Raw genomic sequence first — 3,278 nt, 5'->3', positions numbered from 1 at the left:
TAGATCGGGTGTCATTGCGGGCGTGCCGCGGGACCTGCGGCACCTCCGGGAGGGAACGTTTCCTTGTCCAACCCGTGCAGGCGCTCATCGCGTCTGCTGTGACAGGAGACCGCTATGCGTGTATCCCGCTTCGCCGCCGCGCTGGGCGTGGCCCTCGCCGCAGTCCTGGCCGGCACCGGCACCGCCGCCGCCACCACCACGGTCGCGCCCGCCACCGCAAAGGCCCCCGCCCACGACGGTTGGTACGGCTACCACCACCACCGCCACTTCCTCTGGGACGGCCACCGGCGCCACCACCACCGCCACCACGGCTGGGAGGGCCACCGCCACGACCGTCGCTTCCGCTGACACCGGCGGCAGTCTGACGTTCGGCCGCCGGTGACAGCGGCCCCGGGCGCCCTCCGGGGACGGCGCCCGGGGCACCCGGCACACACACCCGCACAGTGACCCCGGACGGCAGCGAACCGCCGCCGTCCGGGGTCACCGGTGTTTGCGGGGCCGCCGAAGGGCGGCTACCCCAGGCCGAGTTGGGCGAGCATCCCCAACTGGTCGCTGCTGCCCCAGCGTTCCACCATCAAGCCGTCCGCGAAGCGGGCGATCTGCACCCCGCGCACGGCGATCGGCCGGCCGGTGGGGCCATGGCCCATCAGCGGACCCTGGTGGGTGCCGGTGAGGGTGTAGGCGATGGCGACGTCGTCCCCGGCGGTCGTCACATGATCGACCTCCACATGGAGGTCCGGGAACGCCTCCCGCAGCTGACCGAACATGTCCTGGTATCCCTGCGGGCCCGGCCGCTGCCCCGGTGCCGGGTCGTGGTCCACGCAGTCGGGGGCGACAAGGCCGTCGAGGTCCTCCAGCCTCCCCGTGTTGACGGCCGCGCCGAACCGCTCCTGGACGGCGAGGTTGCTCTCCGGGCTCATGGGCTCTCCTCGGCACACGGCAGTGCGGCAGACGGTGGCAGCGGACATTCCCGGGCGGCCGGGCCGGCGTCGGCTGCGGGGGCGCGGGCATGTCCTGTGTCCATCCTGGGCGGTGGACGACCGGCTCGCGAGCGGAGGGCCCGCGTCCTGCGCCGCCGCACCGGCCCCCGCGCCGGGTCCGTGGATGTCGTACCGCCCCGTGGACGGACCGGGCGAGGCGGCGTACGGCTCCCTCTGCGCGAGCGGCGCCCGGACACCGTCCGTCGGTTACCGGGCCGCCGGTCCCTTGCTTTCGCCCCGCACCGGCCACCTGCGCTGCACACGGCCGCTGACCGCGCATCTGCCCACCGGGAGAAGACCTCGCCATGGGTATCCGCGCTGGTCACGGGCTCGTCCCCAGTGCGGGACCCGGCCGCTCCACCCTGGGCCGACCGGGGCCGGATGGTCGGATCGCCCCTTCAGGTATTAGTTTGCCTCGTCGGGGATACCTGCAGCGGAGGGCACCGGAGTGTGTGCCCGGCCGCGGCGGGAGGGAGGCCCGTGATGGGGCAACAAGCACCGGACCCGGTCGGCGGCCAACTGCCGACCACGATCCGGGAAGCAGCGGCCGAGGTGGTCGGTGCCCACTGTGCAGCCGCCTATGTGGCGGACGACCGGGGCACCATGCTGGCTCTCAACGCCCAGGCCGAGGCCCTGCTGCTCCGGCCCGCCGGTGAGCTCCTCGGCCGGGAAGTGCACGAGCTGCTGCACCGCAACCGCTATGGAGCGCCCCTACCGAGGACCCAGTGTCCCTTTCGGGAGTCCGTCCTCGCCCAGCGCACGGGGCAGAACACCAACGACTGGCTGGAACGCGGGGACGGCGCCCTGCTGCCGGTCTCGTGGGTCTCCACGCCGGTCGAGGTCGGGGCCCCGCACCCGGGGACGCTGGTGATCTTCTGGTCCTGTGACGACCCCAAGCCGCCCGGCACATGGCCGAGGCAGTTCATGTCGTCGCTCACGGAACTGGAGCGGCTCGCCCTGCTCGCCGAGACGACCACCCAGCTGAGCTCCACACTCAAGGTCGACGAGGCGCTGAACAGCCTGGTGAGCCTGGTGGTGCCCCGCCTCGCCGACTGGGCGGTGGTCGACCTGATCACCGAGGGGGACGAGGTCTGGCGCTTCGCCGTCGCCCACGCGCAGGACGGCGTGGTGGTGCACCGGGACGACCTCGAGGGGCCGATGCCGCCGGTGCCGGAGGCGTCCCCGATGCCGCTGTCCCGGGCTCTGCGCGGCGCGGCGTCCAGTCTGACCGGTCCGGAGACCTACCACGGCCCGCCGGACGCGGGCATCGCCGTCGAACAACGCCGCCTGTTCGAGGCGACGGGCATGCACTCGGCGATCATCGCCCCGATCCGCAGCCACCGCCGGACGCTGGGGGCCCTGACCCTGGGACGCTCCGAGCAGCCGGAGGCCTTCACCTCGACCGACCTCACGCTGCTGGAGGACATCACCCGCCGGGCCGGGCTGGCCCTGGACAACGCCCGTCTCTACGAGCGTCAGCGCAAGGTCGCCGAGACCATGCAGCGCTATCTGCTGCCCCGCCTGCCGCGGGTCAGAGGGCTGGGGATGACCGCCCGCTACCTGCCCGCGCCGGACGCCTCGGAGGTGGGCGGTGACTGGTACGACGCCTTCACACTGGCGGACGGGGCCACCGCCCTGGCCGTCGGGGACGTGGTCGGGCACGACCTGGAGGCTGCGGCCGGTATGGCGCAGCTGCGCAACATGCTCCGCGCCTACGCCTGGATGCACGGGCAGATGCCCGGCGAGGTCGTCGACTGGCTCGACCATGCCACCGGGGCCATCACCCAGGTCTCCATGGCCACCATGATCTTCGCCCGGCTGGCCGGGACCGACGACGGGCAGTTCGAGCTGCACTGGACCAACGCCGGCCATCCGCCGCCTCTGCTGGTCAGCCATGAGGGGGTGACCCGCTACCTCACCGAGGGCCACGGCGTTCTCCTGGGCATACAGTCCAAGCAGGCCCGCCCCGGGGCCTCCGTCACCCTGGAGCGCGGCTCCACCCTGGTGCTGTACACCGACGGCCTGATCGAGGCGCCGGGGCACTCCATCGACGAGGGCCTGGAGAACCTGCGCCGGCACGCGGCCTCCCTGGCGCACCGCCCGCTGGAGCAGTTCACCGACCTTCTGCTCCAGCGGACCCGGCCGCCGCGCAACGAGGACGACGTGGCCCTGCTCGCCATCCGCGTCCCGTACGAGCCCGACCCGTACGCGGAGCTGATGCCGGCGGACCTGGCCGACTCCGGGTACACCGGCCGCTGAGCGGACCGGCGGGCCCACGGCCCGCCGGTCCGCTCAGCG

Annotated in this window: 3 protein-coding genes; 2 read left to right on the top strand and 1 reads right to left on the bottom strand. The window is 73.3% G+C overall.

The window, feature by feature from the left end; genetic code table 11:
- Positions 1–114 precede the first annotated feature (114 nt).
- Positions 115–348, top strand: coding sequence for a hypothetical protein (locus AOK09_RS40570; RefSeq protein WP_055590936.1), 234 nt, complete (start codon positions 115–117; stop codon positions 346–348).
- A 164-nt stretch (positions 349–512) separates the two neighbouring features.
- Here the strand turns inward: AOK09_RS40570 and AOK09_RS33200 are convergent, their stop codons facing one another.
- A complete protein-coding gene (locus AOK09_RS33200; RefSeq protein WP_055590935.1) occupies positions 513–920 on the bottom strand; it encodes an ester cyclase in 408 nt (135 codons plus the stop codon).
- A gap of 543 nt (positions 921–1,463) precedes the next feature.
- On the opposite strand from AOK09_RS33200, the gene AOK09_RS33195 reads away from it, so the two are divergent.
- Positions 1,464–3,239 (top strand): SpoIIE family protein phosphatase, encoded by a 1,776-nt coding sequence (locus tag AOK09_RS33195; protein ID WP_063796141.1) that lies wholly within the window; start codon positions 1,464–1,466, stop codon positions 3,237–3,239.
- Positions 3,240–3,278: the final 39 nt, after the last annotated feature.

The sequence above is a fragment of the Peterkaempfera griseoplana genome, from assembly GCF_001418575.1.
GTDB lineage: Bacteria > Actinomycetota > Actinomycetes > Streptomycetales > Streptomycetaceae > Peterkaempfera > Peterkaempfera griseoplana.
The sequence above is the reverse complement of the archived record's forward strand: the minus strand, read 5'-3'. Positions and strand labels throughout refer to the sequence as shown.

What these genes read in the sequence shown, in the direction of transcription:
- AOK09_RS40570 (WP_055590936.1), top strand. Translation starts at nt 115, where the DNA reads ATGCGTGTATCCCGCTTCGCCGCCGCGCTGGGCGTGGCCCTCGCCGCA.
- AOK09_RS33200 (WP_055590935.1), bottom strand. Translation starts at nt 920, where the DNA reads ATGAGCCCGGAGAGCAACCTCGCCGTCCAGGAGCGGTTCGGCGCGGCC.
- AOK09_RS33195 (WP_063796141.1), top strand. Translation starts at nt 1,464, where the DNA reads ATGGGGCAACAAGCACCGGACCCGGTCGGCGGCCAACTGCCGACCACG.